The organism is Monashia sp. HAY1-2A (assembly GCF_056755315.1).
Genome location: NZ_JBNDHY010000032.1, coordinates 14,328 through 36,284, shown reverse-complemented (window position 1 = coordinate 36,284; position 21,957 = coordinate 14,328). Strand labels below are relative to the sequence as shown.

The 21,957-nt window shown below is 72.7% G+C and carries 11 protein-coding genes; all 11 read right to left on the bottom strand.

Features of this window, described 5'->3' with window-relative positions; genetic code table 11:
- Positions 1-78: 78 nt before the first annotated feature.
- The gene (locus ACPYOM_RS06980; protein WP_481342004.1) at positions 79-1,140 is read right to left on the bottom strand and encodes a threonine aldolase family protein; all 1,062 of its coding nucleotides are present in this window, start codon (positions 1,138-1,140) and stop codon (positions 79-81) included.
- 103 nt (positions 1,141-1,243) lie between these two features.
- A complete protein-coding gene (locus ACPYOM_RS06975) occupies positions 1,244-1,963 on the bottom strand; it encodes an SDR family oxidoreductase (RefSeq protein ID WP_481345410.1) in 720 nt (239 codons plus the stop codon).
- Positions 1,960-3,408 (bottom strand): DUF6421 family protein, encoded by a 1,449-nt coding sequence (locus tag ACPYOM_RS06970; protein WP_481345411.1) that lies wholly within the window; start codon positions 3,406-3,408, stop codon positions 1,960-1,962. The genes ACPYOM_RS06975 and ACPYOM_RS06970 overlap by 4 nt, the downstream gene beginning before the upstream one ends.
- A gap of 700 nt (positions 3,409-4,108) precedes the next feature.
- The gene (locus ACPYOM_RS06965; protein WP_481342006.1) at positions 4,109-4,384 is read right to left on the bottom strand and encodes a WXG100 family type VII secretion target; all 276 of its coding nucleotides are present in this window, start codon (positions 4,382-4,384) and stop codon (positions 4,109-4,111) included.
- A gap of 48 nt (positions 4,385-4,432) precedes the next feature.
- Positions 4,433-4,708, bottom strand: a complete 276-nt coding sequence (locus tag ACPYOM_RS06960) for a WXG100 family type VII secretion target (protein ID WP_481342007.1) — start codon at positions 4,706-4,708, stop codon at positions 4,433-4,435.
- Between the two features lie 285 nt (positions 4,709-4,993).
- On the bottom strand, positions 4,994-9,394 hold the full coding sequence (locus tag ACPYOM_RS06955; RefSeq protein WP_481345409.1) for an FtsK/SpoIIIE domain-containing protein: 4,401 nt from the start codon (positions 9,392-9,394) through the stop codon (positions 4,994-4,996).
- Complete coding sequence (locus ACPYOM_RS06950) at positions 9,391-12,204, bottom strand: transglutaminaseTgpA domain-containing protein (protein WP_481345408.1); 2,814 nt, start codon at positions 12,202-12,204, stop codon at positions 9,391-9,393. The genes ACPYOM_RS06955 and ACPYOM_RS06950 overlap by 4 nt, the downstream gene beginning before the upstream one ends.
- On the bottom strand, positions 12,201-13,574 hold the full coding sequence (locus tag ACPYOM_RS06945; protein ID WP_481345407.1) for a DUF58 domain-containing protein: 1,374 nt from the start codon (positions 13,572-13,574) through the stop codon (positions 12,201-12,203). The genes ACPYOM_RS06950 and ACPYOM_RS06945 overlap by 4 nt, the downstream gene beginning before the upstream one ends.
- Before the next feature lie 46 nt (positions 13,575-13,620).
- On the bottom strand, positions 13,621-14,592 hold the full coding sequence (locus ACPYOM_RS06940) for an AAA family ATPase (RefSeq protein WP_481342011.1): 972 nt from the start codon (positions 14,590-14,592) through the stop codon (positions 13,621-13,623).
- Between the two features lie 76 nt (positions 14,593-14,668).
- Positions 14,669-20,980 carry an Ig-like domain-containing protein gene (locus ACPYOM_RS06935; RefSeq protein ID WP_481345406.1) on the bottom strand — a complete coding sequence of 2,104 codons (6,312 nt, stop codon included), beginning with the start codon at positions 20,978-20,980 and terminating at the stop codon, positions 14,669-14,671.
- Complete coding sequence (locus ACPYOM_RS06930) at positions 20,977-21,786, bottom strand: hypothetical protein (protein WP_481345405.1); 810 nt, start codon at positions 21,784-21,786, stop codon at positions 20,977-20,979. The genes ACPYOM_RS06935 and ACPYOM_RS06930 overlap by 4 nt, the downstream gene beginning before the upstream one ends.
- Positions 21,787-21,957: the final 171 nt, after the last annotated feature.

The following is a 21,957-nucleotide window of genomic DNA, read 5'->3' as shown; positions in this document are numbered from 1 at the left end:
CCCCCCCCAGATTACTACGCGTCTCGTGGGCTCGGAGATGTGTATAAGAGACAGCTCGAGGGTGGCCGCCCGTCGTGCTCAGCCGCGCAGCAGGCGGGTCAGCTCGGTGACGAAGGCGTCGACGTCGGCCTCGGTCGTGTCCCACGAGCACATCCAGCGCACCTCACCGGTGGCCGCGTCCCAGTCGTAGAACCGGAACCTCTCGCGCAGCGCGTTCGCGACGTCCCGGTCGAGCACGGCGAAGACGGCGTTGGCCTGCACGGGACGCTGGATGGTCACGCCGGCGAGCGGCTCCACCCCGGCGGCCAGGCGCGCCGCCATCGCGTTGGCGTGCGCGGCCGACCGCAGCCACAGGTCGCCGTCGTAGAGAGCGAGCAGCTGGGCGGAGACGAACCGCATCTTGGAGGCGAGCTGCATCGACAGCTTGCGCACGTGCACGAGCCCGAGCGTCGGGTCGGCGGCGAGCTCGGGGTCCACGACGACGACGGCCTCGGCCGCCAGGGCGCCGTTCTTCGTGCCACCGAGGCTGACGACGTCGACGCCGGCCGCCCCGGTGAACTCCGAGATCGGCGTGCCGAGGGTGGCGGCGGCGTTGGAGATGCGGGCACCGTCGAGGTGGACCCGCATGCCGAGGGAGTGGGCGTGCTCGGTGATCGCGCGGACCTCCTCCGGGGTGTAGCACGTGCCGAGCTCGGTGGTCTGCGTGATCGACACGACGAGCGGCTGCGCGCGGTGCTCGTCGCCGAAGCCCCAGGCCTGCCGGTCGACGAGCTCGGGCGTCAGCTTGCCGTCGGGGGTCGGCACGGTGAGCAGCTTGATCCCGCCCATCCGTTCCGGCGCGCCGTTCTCGTCGGTGTTGACGTGTGCGGTCTCCGCGCACACGACGGCGCCCCAGCGCGGCAGCAGCGCCTGGAGCGCGACGACGTTGGCGCCGGTGCCGTTGAAGACCGGCCACGTCGTGGCCGCCGTGCCCACGTGGCCGGCGACGACCTCCTGGAGGCGCGCGGTGTACGCGTCCTCGCCGTAGGCGACCTCGTGGCCGCCGTTGGCGGCGGCGAGCGCGGCGAGCACCTCGGGGTGCAGTCCGGCGTAGTTGTCCGACGCGAAGCCGCGCGTCGCGGGGTCGTGCAGGGTGGTCACGCGCTCCCCTTGTCCTGTCGGTGGGCTCTGGTGGCTGGCGCGGCCGGCGGTCCCGGAGGGACTCTCCGCTCCGTCTGGCCCGGTGGGCCCGCTGCGTTCCGGCTCAGTCGCTTCCCTCGCCCGGCCACAGCTCGACGCGCGCACCGTTGAGGGACGCAGCGTCACCGTCGAGGAGGCCGGCGAGCCAGGTGGCGACCTCGTCGGGCCGGGTCGCGGTGCGGCCCTCGCCGATCCACTTCACCACACCGACCGTCGCGGCCGAACCCGGGGTCCGGTCGCCGTCGCCCGAGGACGCGAACGAGTCGGCGAGCGCGGCGACCCACGTCTCGGCGGCCGACTTGGCCGCGGCGTACGCGGCGTTGCCGGCGGTCGGCTTCGAGGCGGCCGCCGCGCTGACGATGGCGACGCGGCCACGTCCCGAGGCCACGAGGGGGTCGTGCAGCGCGAGCGTCGTGTGCCGGAGCGTGTCGACGAGGTTGCCCGACAGCCAGCGCCAGTCGTCGTCGGTCGACTCGGTGAACCGCGTGCCGCCGCGCCACCCGCCGACGAGGTGGAAGAGGGCGTCGACGCCACCGAACGTCTCGACGAGCTCCGCGGCGAGCGCGCCCACCGCCTCGCCGTCGAGCAGGTCGCAGACCCGCGTCACGAGGAGCTCCGAGCCGACGTCGTTGGCCAGGGCGGCGAGCGAGGCGTCGTCGCGACCGACCGCGACGACGCGCTCGCCCCGCTCGGCCAGCGCGACGCATGTCGCGCGGCCGGTCCCCCCGGTGGCTCCGGTGACGACGACGACGCGCTGGCCCTCGGGCCGGCCGTCCGTCGTCACGCGCTCGCCCCGGTGATGCCGGAGGTCGACTCGATGACACCCTTCATCTTCTTCGCCAAGGCTTCGTAGAACATCGACAGCGGGAACTCGTCGGGCAGCACGGCGTCGGTCAGCCCCTTGGGCGGGCCGTCGAGCGGCAGCGCCCCGAGGTCGCCCCCGCGGTGACGGGCCCACGTGGACATCGGGTGCGGCGTCAGCACCGACGCGACGAGGTCGTAGGCGGCGAGCCAGTGGGCGACCTTGGGCCGGTCGATGGACGTCCAGTAGAGCTCCTCGACCGCCCGGCCGAGCTCGAGCACCGGCTCGGCGACGTTCTCCCACTCCACGGTGAGGCGGTTGTCGGTCCAGTGCAGGACGCCCTTCTGGTGCAGCCACGAGAAGAGCAGCTGACCGCCGAGGCCGTCGTAGTTGCGGGTGCGGTCGCCGGTGACGGCGAAGCGGAAGATCCGGTCGAAGAGCACCGCGTACTGCACGAGCCGCGCGTACGGGTGGCCCTGGGCCTCGAGCGCGACGGCCTCGCGGAAGGCCGTGAGGTCGCAGCGCAGCTCCTCGAGCGAGTAGAGGAAGTACGGCATCCGCTGCTTGACCATGAACGGGTCGAAGGGCAGGTCGCCGTGCATGTGGGTGCGGTCGTGGATGAGGTCCCACATGACGAACGTGTGCTCGGCCAGCTGCTGGTCGGCGAGGAGGCGGGCAGCGTCCGGCGGCAGCGACAGGCGGGTCACCGACGCCGCCTCGGTGACGACGCGGCGGAAGCGGGCCGCCTCGCGGTCGGCGAAGATGCCGCCCCACGTGAACGTCGGGACCTCGCGCATGGCGACCGTCTCGGGGAACAGCACGGCCGAGTTCGTGTCATAGCCGGCCGTGAAGTCGAGGAACCGGATCGGCAGGAAGAGCGGGTTGGAGTACTCGCCGCCCTCGAGCTGCGCGACGAAGTCGGGCCAGATGACCTCGAGCAGGACGGCCTCGACCTGCCGGTGCGGGTTGCCGTTCTGGGTGTACATCGGGAAGACGACGAGGTGCGGCAGGCCGTCCCGGCGGTTCTGCGCCGGCGCGAAGGCGACGAGCGAGTCGTAGAAGTCCGGCACCTCGAAGCCGCCGTCGGCCCAGCGGCCGAAGTCCTTGACGAGCGCCTCGAGGTAGTCGGCGTCGTGCGGCAGGTGCGGAGCAAGGCCCTGGACCCCGGCGACGATGCGGCCGACGTGCGCGGCGGCAGCGGCGTGGTCGGCGCTGTCGGGCACCGAGCCGTCGGAGGCCTGCAGCGCACGCAGGTCGGTGACCGCGGCCTTGAGCCCGGCCCACGCGTCGGTCTCGACGAGCGCGTGCCTCGCGACCGCGGTGCGACGCTCGGGGCGGGGCGCGACGTGCGAGACGGCGTTGTGGACGAGGTCGGCGAGGCTGCGCTCCCCGACCTCACCGGCGGCGTCGACGGCGAGGACGACGATGCGACCGGTGCCGGTGGCCGGGGCCTCGAGGTCCGAGGGGGCAGCGACGGCGGCCACGGGGACCCCGCCGGCGACGAGGAGCGGGCGGGCCGGGGCGAGGACCTCGAGCGCACCGGTGGCGGTCAGCGCCCCGAGGTCGACGCGGGCCAGCAGGTCCTCGCCGACCTCGGTGTCCCGTTCGATCCGGGTCGCGGAGCTCACCGGACCTGCCGGCACGGTGTCGCCGGCACCGACGCCGACGAACGGCGCCCCCGATGGGACCGACAGCGCACCGAGGACGACCACGCCACGACCCGAGGCCAGGGCCCCGCGCACGGACCCCTCACCGGCCCGGGCCGCGTCGACGACGAGGGCGTCGGCGGCGTCCGGTGCTGCGGGGACGCAACCCCGGTGGGTCAGGGCCTCGGCGAGGCCGGGCCGGTCGGCGACGACGGCCACGGAGGGAAACAGGCTCACGGGGACCTCCTGTCCGGAGAAACTTCGGTGTTTGCGCTTTCTGTACGAAGAATCTACGGGCAACCGGCGCTCGAACGCCAATTCGTGACGTCTCGTGGGCGGTTCTCCACCTCCTGCGCTCCCCACGGCGACCTCCCCGAGCTGGCGCGCCGCCGAGGACATGCCGAAGGGTGGCCGTTCCTCCCCTGGGGAACGGCCACCCTTCGGCGGCTCGGGACCGGCGCCGAGAAGGCACCGGCTCGGCTCACTTGGCCGACGTGCTCTTCTGCGCCTCGGCGTTGGTCTTGCACTTCTTGCCCATGGCGTCGAGCTTGTCGCCGGCGGCCGAGACGACCTGGCGCTGCCCGTGCCAGTCGCTCTGGAAGCGGTCGGCGTCCGAGCCGCCCCAGTTGCCCTTGATCTGCGAGACGGCGCTGTTGACGGCCTCGACGATGCCGTCGAGCTCGCCCTTGTAGCCGACGAGCTTGTCACCGGACGCGGACACCGCGTCGGCGTTCATGCCCTTCTTGTAAACAGCCATGTCAGTTCCCCTTCAGAAGTCTGCGTTGTGTGGACGAGTGGTGGGCGATCAGTACTGCGAGGACGTCTCGCGCTGCTGCTGGACCTCGCGGTCGATCGTCGTCTTCATCTCCGTGAGCAGCTTCTGGGCCTTCTGCAGTTCGGGACGGTGCGTGCCGGTCCACTCCTGCTCGAACTGCTTGGAGTCGTCGCCCTGCCAGTTCTGCTTGAGGGACTCGACCTCCTGGTCGACCTTCGTGATGAGCTTCTGGATGGCCTCGGCCTGCTGCTGCAGCACGTTGCCCTGGGCGTTGACCTCATCGTCGTTCATTCCGAGCCAAGCCATGACCTTCTCCTTTGCCTGTGTTCCCCCGAGTCCTTCGGGAAGTCCGTTGCTGTCGGGCCCACCCCTGTCGGCCGGCCGCGTACCTCTCGTGACGTTCGCGGTGGTGCGGGGCCTTCCTCCCGCGTCGCACCGTTCGTCGACATGCATGAACCTAGGGCAGCACCCCCGCCCGGTCGATGGGGAGCACTCCCCACGACGCTGCCCGAGCGGACGCCGCCACCCCGAGCGTGGTCGCGGACCGGCGGGTTCGTCTGCGCGACAAGGGGATCGACGTCCATCTCTCCGTCACGGCAGCGCCACCTGAAGCAGCTCGAACCTGCCCTTCTCGACGATGAAGCCGCGGCCCTCGGGCAGCTCGGCCCGGTTGAGCGCGGGCAGGTTCGCCTTGAAGACCGACAGGCCCTCGTTGCCGTCGGGGTGCAGGGCGATGCCGGACCGGGACGTCTTGAGCAGCGCCTGGAGCCCGAAGTTGCTCGAGAAGAACGCCGCCTCGCCCTCGGCCACGACGAGCTGGTCGTTGTCGACGCACGCCTTGACGAGCGTCGTCAGCGCGTTCTCGGCCCCGGACGGCGCGAGGTCGTCGACCCGCTCGACGAACACCGCGACCGGACGCAGGATGCGCCCCTCCTCCACGTCCGCGGCCAGCCTCGACGCCAGGGTGGACGTCGCCTCGCCGCCGACCGCGGTCTCGGCCCAGATGCCGAGGTCGAGCAGCTCGGAGCCGCGCCGCGGTGTCATGAGGTAGAGCGCCGACTGCGAGCTGAACCGGTACAGGCCCGCGGCCGTGGCCGCCATCGCCGTCGTGCGGCCCGAGCCCGAGGGGCCGGTGATGACGAACGTGCCCTTGGGGTCGAAGCCGTGCGGCTCGAGCGAGGAGGACGCGACGCCCACGACGGGCCGGCCCCCGCGCTCGGGCGGCAGGTCACCGAGCGGGATGGCGTCGGCGAGCGACTCGATGGGCGGCGCCTGCGAGACGCCGGCCTTGTGCGTCGCGTCGGCGAACGCCTCGACCGCCGCGGCCTGGACCGTGACGTCCGATGAGCCGCCGAGCACCGCGACCTGCACCTCGGCGCCGTTCACGAGACCACGGCCCGGGGGCGAGGCCATCGTCAGGACGTCGCCCGGGACGCCGAAGACCGAGTAGTCCTCGGTGCTGCTCATGCGCAGGATGACCCGGCCCTGCACGGCCGCGGCGAGGTTGGTCGGCAGCCCGGTGCGCTGGTCCGAGGCGATGATGAAGTGCACGCCGACCGGTCGGCCGTCGGCGGCGAGGCCGGCGAGCAGGTCGAGCCACTGGAACCGGCCACCGACCTCGTAGGCCTGCCGGAAGGCCGTCATGCCGTCGATGAGGACGACGATGCGAGGCTCGTCGGTGCGGCCGGAGAGGCGCCGGTAGTCGGTGATCGTCGCGGCGCTCACGGCGGAGTACCGGCCGGCGCGCTCGTCGATGGTGGCCCGCAGCATCCGCAGTAGCCGGGTCACGCGCTCGTGGTCGCCGCCCGGGACGATGGAGCCGACGTGCGGCAGGGTCTCCAGCATCGCCAGACCGCGGTTGCCGAAGTCGAGTCCGTACACGTGGCAGGGTCCGCCGCGGACCGTGTAGCCGGCGGCGATGGCGATGGTCCGCAGGAACACCGACTTGCCCGAGCCGGACGTGCCGTAGACGGCGATGTTCCCCTCCTTGTCGGGACGGAACGCCACCTCGGGCTGGGCCTGGTTGTCCGGGTCGTCGGCGACGCCGAAGACGAGCTCGTCGTCGCGGCGCTGGGTCGGCAGCGTCGCGAGGTCGTAGACCGGACGCAGGTCGGGCAGCCACGGCTTGCGCGGCCGGGGCAGCTCGGCGCGTCGGGCGGCGCGGCCGAGGGTCGCGACGAGGCGCTGGATGTCGGTGGGCCCCAGGTCGGCGTTGTCGTCGCCGTCCTCGCGACGCGGCGGCTCCCACTCGGTTCCCGCGCCGAAGGTCAGCGTCTCGACCTTCATCTCCGGCGGCGGCGGGACGTCGGAGGTCCAGCCTCCCGCGTACCCGGTCTGGAAGGGCACGAGGCGCCCCGGACCGGTCTTGCTCACGGCGCGGCCGGGCAGCGCCGGGTCGAAGAAGGCCGCCTCCTTGCTGCCGAGGACGTCCTCGGAGTCGTTCTCGTCGGCCATCCGCAGCGCCATGCGCAGGTTGGTGTTGGCGCGCAGGTTGTCCTTGATGACGCCGGCGGGGCGCTGCGTGGCCAGGATGAGGTGCAGGCCGAGCGACCGGCCGCGCTGGGCGACGTTGACGACGCCGTCGACGAACTCGGGCACCTCCTGGACGAGGGCGGCGAACTCGTCGACGACGATGATGAGCGAGGGCGGCGCCTCGACCTCGCCGCGACGCTCGAGCTCGACGAGGTCCTTGGCCTTGAAGCGGGCCAGCAGGTGCTCGCGGTAGTGCAGCTCGGCGGCCAGCGAGGCGAGGGCCCGCCGGACCAGGTGGGGCGAGAGGTCGGTGACGAGGCCCACCGTGTGCGGCAGCTTGACGCAGTCGCGGAAGGCCGACCCGCCCTTGTAGTCGACGAGCAGGAACGTCACCCGCTGCGGGGAGTGCGCCGAGGCCATGCCGAGGATCCAGGCCTGCAGCAGCTCGGACTTGCCGGCACCCGTCGTGCCGCCGACGAGGGCGTGCGGGCCGTCGGAGCGGATGTCGACCGAGAACGTGCCCTGGCTCGACTGCCCGACGACGGCGCGAAGGTTGCCGGGCTTGCGGGGCAGGACCGCCGGTGCGTAGGGGCCGGTGAGGATCGAGCGCGACTCGCCCCACTTCTCGATCACCGACTCCTCGGCCCGGGCCAGCTCGGTGCCGGCGAGGGTGAGCAGCGACACCGAGCGGGGCAGGTCGCTCGCGTCGTCGACCGGCACCCCGGCGTCGACGACGGGCGACAGGGCGCGGGCGCAGGCCATCGCCTCGTCGTAGCCGATGCGGTCGACGGCGACGGGCTGGACCTCCTCGCCCTCGTGGACGTAGCCGGCGAGGGAGCGTTCGTCGCCCTCGACGACGAGGAAGGTGTGGCAGGCCGCCGGCAGCAGCTGCTGGGTCTCGGCCACCCACACGACGATGACGCCGTGCTGGTGCCCGCGCTCGGCGATCGCGACGAGGCGGCTGCGCTCGATGGGGGCGTCGCTCTCGACGAGGACGAGCACCGACGGCCGGCCGGCGCTCGCGGCCTCCTGCTCCTTCGGCGTGCCCTTCGCGGCGATGAGGTCCTCGAGCGCGTCGGCGAGCGCCGAGCAGGCCGGCGCGCTGCCGGCGAGGTGGGCGACCTCGACCGGGCTGTGCGGCGAGCTGGTGTGCGGCAGCCACTTGAGGAAGTCCCAGTCGCGGGCCGAGCTGCCCGAGGCGAACGAGCAGACGGCCAGCTCGGCCGGCGAGTGCAGGGCCACCGCCTGGACGAGGAGCGAGCGAGCCGCGCCCAGGGCGCTCTGCCGCGGACCGGCCACTCCGACGGCGCCGGTGCCGAGCGGGGTCGCGACGACGGGGACGTCGTGGACGACCTCGAGCCCGGACAGCTGCTCGGAGACCGCGAGCCACGCCTCGGCCTTGGACCGGCCGACGGCAGGCATCGTGATGGGGGAACGCGACGGACGCGTGCCGAGGCCGAGGCGCAGCTCACCGAAGCCCGGGGTGTCGCGGCGTCGCGTCCACAGCAGGGCGCTGCGGTCGCGGACCGCGACGAGGCAGTCGGTGCCGCTCGGCTGCTCGCCACGGCGGACGTGGCCCTCGCGCTCGAGGGAGGCCCTGATGCGTTCGGACAGCAGGCCGAGGTCCTCGGTGAAGTCACGCATCGCCTGCTCGAAGTCCTTGCGCTGCTGTCGCCGGCCCTCGTAGTACGTGCCGGCCATCATGAGCGGCATCATCAGCATGAAGACGATGGAGTACGGGCTCTTCGTCAGCGCGAACACGAAGATGCCCATGAGCAGCGGAACCAGCATCGCCACGAGGGGCATCGGGTTGCTCTTGCCGCGCTCGGGCAGGTCGGGGACCTGGAACTCTTGGCCCTCGAAGAGCGGGGCGACGCGCGGCGAGCGCGAGAACTGGACCGTGCCGGCGTCACCGGACAGCACGCCGCTGCCCGGGCGCGCCACGGCGCCGTCGCCGGTCAGGTGCACCTCGAGCTCGGTGTCGCCGAGGCGGATGACGTCGCCGCTCTTGAGGTGCGCGCGGGTGACCTGCTGGCCGCCGGCCGTGATCCCGTTGGCCGAGCCGAGGTCGACGACCTCGACGACCTCCTGGACGACGAGCTTGGCGTGCTGCCGCGAGACCGACTCGTCGGTCAGGTGCACCTCGCAGCCGCGCCCGCGCCCGACGTAGGCGGTGCCGCGCGAGAGCGGGAACTCGCGACCGGCGTCGGGGCCCGAGCGGATGACGGCGACCGCGGCCGGGCGGCCACGGTCGACGAAGCCCTCACCGGCCCGCGTCACGGTGACGCGCATGCCGGACTGCAGGCCGCTCTCGGCGACCGTCGCGCGCGGGTCGAGGCCGCGCATCTCCTGGTCGACGAGGGCGAGGGTCATCGGCTCGTCGACCCCGAGGACGCTGCTCCGGTTCGGGTCGGCGGCCGCGAGGTAGCCGGCGAGGTCGCCGACGGTCGTGGCCGAGTCGGTCGTCGCGACGAGATCGGTCTCCCGGTCACCGGACCGGAGGACGAACTTCAGCTTCACGCGTCACCCTTCGTGCTCTCGTTGGTGCTCCTCCGGCGGGTGGCTCGGTCTCCGAGGCCGGCCCGTCCCGGGCGCCCGGGGTGCCCGGCCCGCCCACGCCCGCCGGGGTCACCGGTGTGCCCGGAGCGTCGGGCGGCTCCGAGGCCGCCACGTCGGCCGGCCCGGGTGCCCGGCGGGGCCGTGCCGACGCCGGCCCGCCCCGCCCGTCCCCGGCGCTGTGACGCCGATGAGGACACCGAGGCCGACGCCGACCCCGGGCCCGAGCGCGACGTGCGGCGGACCGCAGGCGCCAGGCCCGAGCCGGTGGGCAGGTGGTGACGGAAGGTGCGCAGCGACACGTCGGCGCGCAGCCGCTGCCAGAACGACCGACCCGAACGCAGCCGCCTGCGGGCGGTGTCGACGTCGGCCCAGAAGGCCTCGACCTCCTCGTCGGTCGGCTCGTCGACGTCGAAGACGTGGCCGTCGGCGGCCGCGGCGACCGGGACGAGCTGCAGGCCGCTCGGGGTGGACCCGCCGCCACCGCCGACGGCCAGGGGCTCGGGATCGGGGCTCGGCGGCACCGGCCCACCCGCCCGAGGGGGGACGCCCATGAGCGCCCCGTCGACGACGACGCTCGGCCTCGGCCGTGGCGGTCCGTCGACGTGCAGCTCGAGTGCCCGGGCTTGCTCGATGCGGGTTCCCTTGGCGGGCAGGGGCATTCGTAGGTCGCGGGCCGTGTCGATGATCTCGCGCCAGCCACCGGTGACCCTGGTGGCCGGGGCGCCCGTCGTGCGCCGACGCCGGCGGCGCAGCCACTTGGCGCCCCGGATCGCGCCGTACACGGCGAGGAGGACGAGGAGGGGCAGCACGACGTAGAAGACGAGCCAGCGCAGCCAGTCCGGCCAGTTGTCGGGGTCGAGGGGGTTGTCGTCCTTCGGCGGGTTGCGCAGCTGGGTCGCGTTCTGCGCCTGGTCCGGGCCCTGCAGGACGCTCGGCGGGTTGTTGGCCGCGGGCGGCGGCACCTGCGCGCCGGTCTTCTTCTCCTCGGACTTGCGGATCAGCTGCTGCGGCTTCTTGTTGCGGTCGGGCACGAACTGGGTGGCCAGGATCGGCAGCCACGTGTCGTCGGTGAGCTTGACCTCGACCCAGGCGCGGACGTCCTTGCCCTTGACGACGCCGCCCGGTTCGGGGACGGCGCCCAGGACGACGCGCGCCGGCACGCCGAGCCGGTTCGCGATGAGGGCGTACGCGGCCGCGTACTGCTCGTCGTTGCCGGCCAGCTGCGTCGACCGCATGAACTGGCTCATCCGCAGCAGGCTGTGGCCCGGCAGGAAGACGTTCTGGTAGTCGCCCGGGGCCCCGCCGTCGGTGTAGGCGCCGTCCTGGAGGGCCTTGGCGACCGCCGCGACCTTCTGCCACTGACCGTCGACCCGGTCGGTCCACGGCGTCACCTTGTCGTCGAGGAACGACAGCGACGACGCGTCGACCGTCGACCCGTCGGCAACGTCCGCGCTCTTCGGCAGCTGGGCCGGCGGCGCCTGGACGTGGGCGGTGACCGTGTACTCGTCGCCGGGGGCCAGCTTCTCGGGCAGGACGCCGGTGTTGGTGTCGACGTTGAAGCGCAGGTCGTCGGCGAGCCGGTCGCGGCGGGCGCCGCCGAAGTCGAGACCGGTCACCGTGCCGAACGTCGGCAGCCAGACGTCGCTGTAGCCGCCCGCCGGCACGGCCACCGTGGCCGTGACCTCCTGGCCCGGGCCCTCGGCGGCGATGTGCGTGCCGACCTTGCGGAAGCTCGTGCCGTCGGCCTCGGGGCCGTCGCCGAGGTTGGCGAGGTTGCCTGCGCCCCAGACGAACCCGTCGTAGGAGTCGAGCGCGGCAAAGCGCAGCGGGACGCCGGCCGGCAGGCCCCGGACGGTGAGCAGCGTCGTGTCGAACTGGTGGGAGGCGTTGGGCTCGGTGTACTGGCGGAAGCCGGCGAGCGGCGACGCGTACTGGCTGACGTCGAACGGCGGCACGAGGGAGGAGCGGAAGACGGTGCGGGGGTGGTCGGCGCCGGGCAGCATCGGCCCGACGAAGAACCCGCCGACCGTCGCCACCGCGAGCAGGCCCGCGGTGGTGACGGCACGCGTCGTGCGCCCGGCACCGTTCTGCAGGGCCGGGCGGTTGCGGTTGCTGCGCAGCGCCGTCCAGCCGATGGCGACGAGCGCGAACACGGCACCCTGCACGAGCACCGCGGCCGGCGTCAGGGTGCCGAGGACGATGGAGGCGACGAGGAGGGCCACGGGCGCGACGAGCGCGAGGACCGCTCCGGGCCAGCGGCGGGCGACACCGTGGGTCAGGGCGGCGCCGGCGAGGCCGAAGAGGAACGGCAGCGCCAGGTACGGGCCCTCGGAGTCGACCGGCGGCAGCGCCGTCAGCAGCTCCTTCCAGCCGGGCACGGCCATGTGCACGAGGGTCCCGAACGTCGCGCCCGAGGGGATGAACCCCGCGAGGAGGTCCTCGCGCACGGCGATCGGCCCGGCAAGGAGGAGGTAGACGGCGGCGGTGCTCAGCAGGGTCACGGCGCCGACGGCGCGGAAGGCTGCGGTCACGTGGGCGACGAGCAGGCCGAGGACCAGGCCCGCGAGCCCGACCCAGAGCCAGCCGAGGCCGAAGAAGGTCGTGCGGAAGCCGACGAGTGCGATGCCGACGAGGACCACGGTGAACCCGGCGTCGACGAGGTGCGGCACCGTCGGACGCAGCCGGGCCAGCTGTGCGCCCACCTTCTCGCCGACGCTCGGTGGGCGCACGAGGGCGCTCGGCGGCGGGGCGGGGATTCGGGTCTGGCTCATCGGGCGACTCCGGTGAACAGGAGGGACCGGAGGTCCTCGAGCGCGCTCAGCGTCAGGATCGTCAGCCCGCCGCCGCGGCGGATGCCGTGGTCGGCCTCCGGGTCGACGACGACGACGACGCGGGTCACCTCCGGCGGGAACTGCCCGGCCGCGCGCTGCAGCTCGATGAACGGGCGGTGCGGGCCGGTGACGACGAAGACCGTCGACGTGTCGGGGGCGAGGTCGGTGGCGTCGAGCGACACGGAGAACAGGTCGATGGGGCCGGGCTCCACCCGCGACAGGGCGTCGAGACCGACCTGCGGGACCGACCTGGAGACCTTCTCGTCACCGCACACCATGGTGCAGTCCTGCTCGTCGAGCATGACCCGCACCATGATCGAGGCGCCGACCGAGATCGCCGTCTCGACGTCGGCCTGGATCGCCGTCGGCGCGTTGGCAGCCATGACGTCCCGCTCGACGTCGCGGTCGGTCCGACCGGTGCGGCCGTGTCCGGACCGGTACTGCTCGGGGTCCGGGTCGACGACGATCGTCACGTGCGAGCGCCGGGTGTCGAGGAACTGGCGCACGAGCAGCCTGCCGGCCTTGGCCGAGCTGCGCCAGTGGATGTAGCGGCGGTCGTCGCCGGGCTGGTACTCCCGCAGCGCGTGGAAGGCGAGGTCGCTCATCGAGACGTCCTCGGTCGTGCTGCCCTCGAGGTCGCGCAGCAGGCCGGCGCCGAGCGACTCGAGGGCGACGGTCCGCGGGTGCACGAACAGCTCGGTGCGCTCGGTCCACCTCAGGGTCCGACGCATGAGCCCGAGCGGGTCGCCCTGGACCGTCGTGGCCGGCCCGACCTGGATGACCCCACGGCGGGAGGTCGGCACGACGAAGAGCTCCTCGTGCGCGTGGCCCGGCGTCAGGGCCGGCAGGACGAAGCGCGCGGCCGACAGGCCGACCGGCAGCTCGACGAGGATCGGCAGCATCGGCGTGCGCGCCTCGTTCGTCACGACGATGCGGCCGGTGGCCGGCTCGCCGACGACGACGCGTCGGGGGTCGACCTCCGCGAGGATGCGCACCTTCGTGCGCCCGAGGGCCAGGACGAAGCAGACGGCGAAGAGCACGAGAGCGGCCGCGGCCACCATGAGCAGCTCGGTCCAGCCCCACCCGGCCCCGACGAACCAGCAGGCGAGCCCGAGCACGAGGATCGTCCACCCGAGCGGCGACACCCAGTGCAGCACGCCGGCGACCGGCCGCCACACGCCCTCGGTGCGCCGCGCGACGCGTCCGGTGGCGTGCCCGAGCGTCTGCGCGAGCGGCTGCGTGACGTGACGGATCCCGCGGCTCGTCGTGCCGCGCGCCGGAGCCCTGCGCCCCTTGACCTGTTCGGCCATTCCTACCCCTTGTCCCGGACCGTGCCTGCCGTGGTGCGAACCGCGTTCAGGCGGAGGCGCGCTCGGCCGGCGGCGCGATGTCGCCGAGGATCTGGTCGACGACGCTCTCGACGGTCGTGCCGGCGAACTGCGCCTCCGCGTTGAGCAGGAGTCGGTGCGAGAGGACCGGCTCGGCGAGCACCTTGACGTCGTCCGGGACGACGTAGGTGCGACCCTGGCTCGCCGCCCACGTCTTGGCGCACCGCACGTAGGCGAGGCAGCCGCGCACCGACAGGCCGAGCTTGAGGCTCGGGTGGCGACGCGACTCCTCGGCGATGCGGCTGACGTAGCCGAGGATCGCCGGGTCGACGTGGATCTCGTCGGCGAGCCGCGCCATGTCGACGATGACGTTGCTCGCGATGAGCGGCTGCAGCTGCTTGGCACGGTCGCGCGTCTTGGCGTCGGCGAGCACGGCGATCGTCGCCTCGTGGTCGGGGTAGCCGACGCTCGCCTTCATGAGGAAGCGGTCGAGCTGCGCCTCGGGCAGGCGGTAGGTGCCGGCCTGCTCGATGGGGTTCTGGGTCGCGATGACCATGAACGGCTCGCCGACCGAGTGCGGCGTGCCGTCGATGGTGACGCGCCCCTCCTCCATGACCTCGAGGAGCGCGGACTGGGTCTTCGGCGAGGCGCGGTTGATCTCGTCGGCCAGGACGATCGTCGCGAAGATCGGGCCCGGGTGGAACTCGAACGCCTGCTTGCTCGGCTCGTAGATCGTCACGCCCGTGACGTCGGAGGGCAGCAGGTCGGGCGTGAACTGGATGCGGCTGTGGCTGCCCTGGACGGTGGCCGACAATGCCCGCGCCAGCTGGGTCTTGCCCGTGCCCGGGTAGTCCTCGAGGAGCAGGTGGCCCTCGGACAGCAGGCACGTCAGCGCCAGGCGCGTCACGTGCTGCTTGCCGAGCACGGCCCGCTCGATGTTGCCGACGAGCTGGTCGAAGGTGTGGGCGAACCAGGTGACCTGGTCCTGTGTGACGCTCATGGGTGTCCTTCTCGTGAAAGTGGTGTCGTGCGAAGGGTGGTCGTCGGGCCGTGGGGCCGCCGCGGGATGCGCGGCCTCAGCCCCACGGGTTCTTGGTCGCCGAGTCCCGGCCGTTGGACCCGGTGCAGGTCACCGTGACCGACTGGTTCGGATAGCCGAGGAACTTGCCGGAGTTGTTGCGGCCGTTCGTCGGTTCGTGCGTGCCGGCTGTGCCGTCGTCGGGCTGGGACCACCCGCTGATCGCACAGCTGATCGCGCCCTCGAAGTTCTTCAGCTCGTAGCCGATGTGGTTGCAGTTCGTGCCACACTCCTTGCCCTGGAACGGGTCGAAGCAGCCGGTCGTGCCGCACGCCGTGCCCTTGTAGACGCTGACCACCTGCGGGTTCGGCTTGGCGTTCGTCGTGCCGGTGACGAACGCGGTCCACGGGCCGGGACCGGAGTCCTGGGCGATGGCCCGCACCCGGATGGTGCGCGACGTCGAGTAGCCCAGGCCGCTGAAGGTCGTCGAGTGCGTCCCCGCGCCGACCGTCGTGTTGCGGTCGCCGTCGATCTCGTAGCCGGTGACCGGGCGGCCCTCGCTCGGCGCGGTGCCCCACGTGAACGTGATGCTGTTGTTGTCGTGCGACTCCCGCAGGCCCGGCACGCCGTTGGTCGGACCGTACGGGTGGAACGTCACGCTGTTCGACCAGGGCGAGCACATCCCGGCCACGTTGCAGGCCTGGACCTGCATCGACTGCTGGCTGGTCCCGAGGCTGCCTGCCGTGCCGCCAGAGCAGCCGCTGGAACACGCCCACGAACCGCTGCGGCCCGACGACGTCTGCCAGTTGACCTTGTCGTAGCCGCGCGAGCGCGAGTCACCGAGGGTGAAGGACGCGTCGCCCGAGTAGTCCTTGCGCGGCGTGACGACCGACTGCAGGTTCGGCGTCTCGGGGATACCGTCGGCGGTGTAGCCGGAGAAGTTGGCCTTGTCGGACGTCGCCGGGCCGCCGTTCGTCGCGGTCACGGTGTACTCGACCCTCTGCCCCTGGTAGGGGATCGTGTCGCTGGCCGTGCGGGACTCGCCGCCCGAGCGCGTCGCGATGAGGTTCCACGCGCCGCCCTCGGTGCGCCGGTACACGTCGTACTGCGTGATCGGCGGGCCGTTCGGGTCGGTGGCCGGCCACGAGACCGTCACCTGGGCGTTCGGCTCGCCGGGCACCGGGGCCCGGGGGCTCAGCGTCGGGGCCGGCACGTTGGCCGGCTTGCCGAACGACTGCGCCTTGACGGTCGGGCCGAACGGACCCCAACCCGCTCCGTTGCGGGCCTGGACGCGGATGTTGTACGCGTCGTTGTTGACCAGTCCGCTGAGCACCTTGGTCAGGGCCGGCGCCTTGACCGACACGGTGCCGCCCGACCCGGCGTTCGTGCCGATGTCGACGTACTGGACGCGGTAGTCGGTGACCTCGCTGCCCTCGTTCGGCGGCGGCGTCCAGCTGACGGTGAGCTTGCGGTCGCCCGGGACGACGGTGCTGATGACCGTCGCCTTGGGCTTGGTGTCGGGCCGGACGGTGTTGCTCCGCGGGCTCTCGTCCGACCAGCCGACCGCGTTCTGGGAGCGGACGGTGAACGAGTAGTCCTTGCCGTTGGTCAGCCCGGTGATGGTGCACGGCGAGCTGGCGCAGACCTGCCGCACCTCGCCGCCGTTGGCGATGACCTCGTACTGCGAGATCGGCAGGCCGCCGTCGTAGGCCGGCGGGCGCCAGTCGACGCGGGCCGTGCTGCCGAGGATGCGGTCGGCGACGGCCACCGGCGCGTCCGTCGGGTCGGGCTTGCTGCGCACCGTGACGGTCACCTGCCCGAGCGCGGCCGGACGACCCGGCGCGTCGAGGACGCGCACCGCGATCTTCGTGTCGCCCCGGGCCTTGTCGGACGCCGACACCGTCAGCTGGCACCCGCCCGCCGATGCCGTGACGCCGGTGCCCGACACGACCGAGGTCTCCTGCACCGAGCACTGCGGTGCCGTGAGCGGGCTGTCGAGGTACTGGGCGAGGTTGACCATGCGGCTCGTTCCGGCGATGAGACCCTCGACGAGCACCGGGCGCATCGTCGCGATCGGGGGCGCGCTCGTGACGCGGACCCGGATCTTGAAGGTCTCGGCGCCACCCTTGGCCTTGACCGCGACGGCCCCGGTCGTGCCGGCCTGCGCGGCCGCCTGCGCCTTGAGGACGACCTGGCGACCGCCCTGGCCGGACTGCGACAGGTCGACGCGGTCGGCGGCGGGATCCCACGTCGCCTCGTAGGCCGCCGCGCTGGCGTCCATGCCGTCGGGCAGCCAGGCGTGGCACAGGCGCGGGATGTCGAAGCTGCGCGCCGGGCCGTCGGCCGCGAGGAGCACCTCGTGGTCGGGGCAGCGCAGGACCGGCACGTCCGGGCCGATCTGGACCGGCACCGTGACGTAGGTCCGCTGGGCGGCCTTGTCGTTCGGGCCGGTCGCGTTCGTCACCTCGAGCATGAGCGCTGCCGGACCGACGTAGCCGTTCGTCGAGGTCAGGGTCAGCTCGGTGGCCGACGTGACGGCGAACTGGAGCTTCTCGGCGGGCGAGGTCGACACGGTGTCGGGTGAGGTGACCGAGACCTTGCCGCCGCGCGGGTCGAGGACGTAGTCGCCGAGGGGCACCCGGACCGTTGAGTCGGCGCCCATCTTCACGGTCTTGCCCGCGACGACGTAGGGCAGGCCGTTGTTGCCGGCGGGGACGTAGATGAGGGCCATCGCCTGGGCGCCGTCGGCGTCCTCGATGACGTAGGGGACGACGCGAGCCTGCGGACGCAGCTGGATGCGCAGCTTGCGACCCTCCCGGGTCACGCCGTCGCCGTAGAACTTCACGATCTTCAGCTGCGACTGCTCGCCGTCGAGGTCGCGGTCGTTGGCGAGCGCGTCGACGACGATCGAGGTCTCGCCCGGCTTGGCCGTGCCGGTGTCGTCGACGGCGGTGGGCGGGTTGTTGAAGTCCTTCTGCCCGCGGACCGTCAGGGTCGACTTCGACGGGTCGAAGAGACCGTCGGTAATGCCGTACGTCAGCACCTTGGCGGGCCCGACCTCCGGCGCCACGACCTTGAACGTGTCGTCCTTCTGGCGCGAGAAGTCCTTGAGCGTGCCGGCGTCGTTGAGCGTCGACAGGTCGACGAACGACACGGAGTCGCCGGCGGCGATGAGGTCGTTGGCCAGCACGTCGGCGCGCACGGTGCGGCCCGGCGCGGCGACGACGTCGTCCTCGACGGCGACCGGCGGCTGCGGGTCGCCGGGCTGGACGACCCCGACGCGCACGAAGCCGTCGCTCGTCGCGCCGAAGCGGTCGCGCAGCTGGTAGCGGATGACCTCCGTACCGGCACTGCGGGGGTAGGCCTCGTAGCGGATCGTCGCCGCGCCGTAGCCGACGACGCGCCCGTACTCGAGGTCGACGGGACCGGTGTCGTCGCCGACGATGCCGCTGACGAACGTCAGGTCGCCGTCCGGGTCCACGCCGCTCGTCGGCACGGTGATCGACAGGGTGTCGCCGGCGGTGACGCTCGCGGTGAAGCTGCGCGCCTGCGGCGGCTGGTTCGGGTTCTTCACGGGGTCCGGGGGCGGGGTGACCGTGACGGTGATCCGGCCGGTGCCGCCGCGCGAACGCTGGCCCTCGGGGTAGGTCGTGTACTCGAGGATCGCGGTCCTCGGGCCGGTCATCGGCGTGACCTCGGGGACGTACCGGACGACGGTTCCCGACGCGAACGCCTGGCCACCGCCGGAGAGCACCCGCACCTCCGGGGCGAGCTTGAGCGGGATGCCTTCGCTCATCGAGTCGTTGTCGAGCGCCGGGATCGTCACGGCGTCGCCGACGCGGACGGTCGCGACGTCGTCGACGACGGTCGGCAGCACCTTGTCCTTGGGCTCGGGCTTCTGCACGACGGACAGTTCACCGACGGCGGTCTTCGTGCCGTCAGAGATCGTGTACCGCACGGTCCCCTGGCGGGTCTCGGTGCCGGTGACCGGCGCCGTCGCGACGACGCGCACCCAGCGGCCCTGCACGATCGACGGGCGCAGCCACGCCTGCGCCGACTCGACGCGCTGCACGACGAGGACGTCGCTGCGCGGGCTGTAGTCGTTGGACAGGACGTCGGCGATGACCGGCGTCTGGCCGCGCACGACCGCGGCGTCGGGCGTCGCGACCGGCGGCGCGTCGGTGTCCTTGTCGGGCAGGATGTCGACCCGGATGCGGCCCGTGGCCACGCCGGCGCCGACCTGCGCGGTGTAGGTGACGACCGACGTGCCCGGCGTCTGTCCGGTGACCGTGACGACGCCGGTGTCGAGGTTGGAGTCGAGCGTCAGCTGGCCCGGCCCGCGGACCGCCTGGGCCAGGCGCATCCGCGCCTCCGGGTCGGTCGGGTCGGCGCCGGCGATGTCGTTGCCGAGCGGCTGGAGCTGGACCGGCTTGCCGACGACGGCGCGCACGACGTCGGGCTGCGTGCGGGGGCGGACCGGCTTCTCGTCGTCCTCGCTCAGCACGTCGAGGTCGACGGAGGACTCGGCGGTACCGCCGCGGCCGTCGTCGACGACGTACTTGACGACCTGGTCGCCCTTCTGGCCCTGCGCCTTGACCGTCAGCGCGCCGGAGCCGTCGACGCCGGTGGTCGAGACGTCGACGGGCGAGACCTGGATGGGGTCGTTCTCGGCGTCGCGCCAGTCGGCCACCACGCCGATGCGCACCGAGCCGTTCGCGACCACCGGGTAGGACGACCGGGCGAGCCGGGCCTGCCCCGAACGCAGCCTGGGCGCGGTGTCGACGTCGTCGGTGACGATGCGGACGGTGACCTTCGCGGTGGCCCGGCCGTTCTTGGCCGTCGTGCCGTTGTTGACCGTGTAGGAGAAGGTGAAGCCCTCGACGCGCGGCTCGTCCGGCACCGTCACCTGGACGGTCTGCCCGTCCGCCGACGGCGTCGCCTGGATGCCCGGGGCGTCGGGCTGGGTGACGTCGCCCGGCGAGATGGCCAGGATCGACCCCTGGCTGTCGGAGTCGTTGTCGAGGACGTGGAGCGTGGACGTCCGGCCGGGCCGCACCTGCATGACGTCGGGCTGGGCCTTCGGGGGCGTCCGCGTCTGCTGGTCGTCGAGGAGGTTCTCGTCCTTCTTCTTGTTCTTGTCGTCGGTCTGCGGCGGCGGGATGACCGAGTTCCAGTTGTCGATCTTGACGCGGTCGCGGTCGATGTCCCAGACGTCGCCGGAGTCGAGGTCGTTGAGGACGACAAGGCCCCGGTTGACGCGCAGCTTGACGCCGTCCGTGCGCACGCCCTTCTTCATGGCTCCGAGATCGACGGTGCCGGCGTCGGCAGGCGAGCCGCAATTGCGGCCGTAGTACACGTTCGACGGGCCGGCCCACGCGGCGTGGACGCACGAGGCGAGCCGGACCGGCTGGGACAGGTAGAGGTGCTGACCGGTCCGGCCCTGCGCGAGGGCGACACCGCCCGCCTGCCCGCCGTCGCCGGTGAGGTCGACCTGGGTCATGCCGGCCTCGTCCTGCACGAGGACGGTCGACGCGTCCGGGCCCGGCTGCTGGAGCGCGGCGTACGCGGGGTTGCCCGGCTCGGCGCTGCCGACCGACAGCTGCTGGGGCTCGTCGAGCGCGTCGGAGTAGAGCTTGTTCGTGCCGGAGTCCCACACCACCCAGTGCGACCCGACCGCGGTGACCTGGGCGGACTTCGAGGAGAAGCCCAGCCGGGTCGTCACCGGCTTGTCGAACGCCGCACCCTTCGGCCGCAGGACGGTGATGGAGCCCTTCTCGGCCGACAGGGCGTAGACGGTGCCGTCGACGCCGACCGCGACGGCGGCGTTGCCGCCGACCTTGGCCAGCGGCTTGGCCTGGGTCTGCAGCCCGTCGAGGCCGGTGATGCCGGCCCGGTCGTCGACCCGCTGGGCGCGCAGCTCGCCCGTGCCGGGGTCGATCATCGCGACGCTGCCACCGCGCAGGTCGATGGGCGGGGCGGTGAAGACGCGGTTGCCGGTGGCGGTGCTCGGCTTGGGCACCAGGACGGCCTGCTCGGCCTGGAGGGTGCCCTCGGCCGGGTTGATCGGCACCACCTGGTTGCTGGCCCTCGTGTAGCCGATGACCGCGGCGCCGTCCTGGAACAGGTCGAGGCCCGAGCTCGACCCCACGTCGGCGTACACGCCGGCGTCGAGCTGGCCGGCCGCCTTGTTGATGCGCCCGAAGCGCGACTGCTCGGAGTTGGTGACCCAGACGCCGCCGTCGTTGAGATCGGCCTTGCGGACGATCTCGCCGTCGCTCTTGGTCGCGAGCCAGACGAGCAGGCTCGCGACGAGGGCGACGACGACGGTCGAGACGATGCCGATCCGTCGCTGGGTGGCGGCGGTGCTCATGCGTTCCCCTGTTCGGCCACGGCCCGGGGGGCGGCGGCCTGCTGTCGTGCGTGCGGTGTGGAAGGCGTGCCGGCCGCGGCGTCGGCCGCGGCGAGGTGCTCGAGGAGGGCGAGGTCCTCCTCGACGACGATCTTGGTCGAGAGCGCGTGCTCGACGAGTCGGGCCTTGCGGTTGGTCGCGAGCTTGCCGATGCCGCCGTGCAGGCCCCGGGTGCCGGCGTCGGCGAGCTTCTGGCAGACGTTGTCGAGCTTGCGGTTGAACCGGGTGATGGTCCAGCCGAGCCGCTCGGCGGCGGCGGCCGACGACGGGATCTGGCTGGTGCCGGCCTCACGGCGTCGCAGGAACGGCTCGCACAGCGCGACGACGAGCAGCTTCTGGTCCGGCGTCAGCGACACGCGGCCCACCGTGGCGGCACCGACCTCCTCGCCGTCCTCGTCGGCGGCGCTCGGCGGCTCGGCCGTCACCGTCTTGAAGGCCGGGCTCGCGACGTGGATCTCGAAGTCGTAGGTGGTCGGGCCGGCGGTGAACCACACGACGAGCTTCTTCATCGCGAGCGGGATGCGGGCACCGGGGTTGAGGAAGGCCTGGAAGAGTCCCTGCTCGTCGGCGACGGTCGCGGTGAGCGTCGACCCGGTGTTGCTCAGCCACCAGAACCCGGCCTCGTGCGACACGACGAGGAAGGTGCGGTGCAGGTACGGGTTGTCGTCGACCTCGACGTCGCCGGTGCGACCGATGGTCAGCCCGGTCTCCGGTGACACGGCGTACTCCTCGCCGCAGAACACGACGGTCACCTTGCTGTGGATCACGATCAGGTCCCCTAACCCGGTCGACTCGCACACGACGGAGTCGTGCGCTCGCGGCTAACGAGGTCCAACTGTGCCGCGTTACGGACGTGTGTGGTGGTTTGGTGCTGTCTGGGTGAAGGTTTCCGCGTCGAGGCCCTCGTGTCGATCCGCGCCGGTACTCATGGCCGGCCC

Excerpts from the sequence above, each read along its gene's own strand:
- ACPYOM_RS06965 (WP_481342006.1), bottom strand. The coding sequence starts at position 4,384 with ATGGCTGTTTACAAGAAGGGCATGAACGCCGACGCGGTGTCCGCGTCC.
- ACPYOM_RS06960 (WP_481342007.1), bottom strand. The coding sequence starts at position 4,708 with ATGGCTTGGCTCGGAATGAACGACGATGAGGTCAACGCCCAGGGCAAC.
- ACPYOM_RS06950 (WP_481345408.1), bottom strand. The coding sequence starts at position 12,204 with ATGAGCCAGACCCGAATCCCCGCCCCGCCGCCGAGCGCCCTCGTGCGC.
- ACPYOM_RS06945 (WP_481345407.1), bottom strand. The coding sequence starts at position 13,574 with ATGGCCGAACAGGTCAAGGGGCGCAGGGCTCCGGCGCGCGGCACGACG.
- ACPYOM_RS06940 (WP_481342011.1), bottom strand. The coding sequence starts at position 14,592 with ATGAGCGTCACACAGGACCAGGTCACCTGGTTCGCCCACACCTTCGAC.
- ACPYOM_RS06935 (WP_481345406.1), bottom strand. The coding sequence starts at position 20,980 with ATGAGCACCGCCGCCACCCAGCGACGGATCGGCATCGTCTCGACCGTC.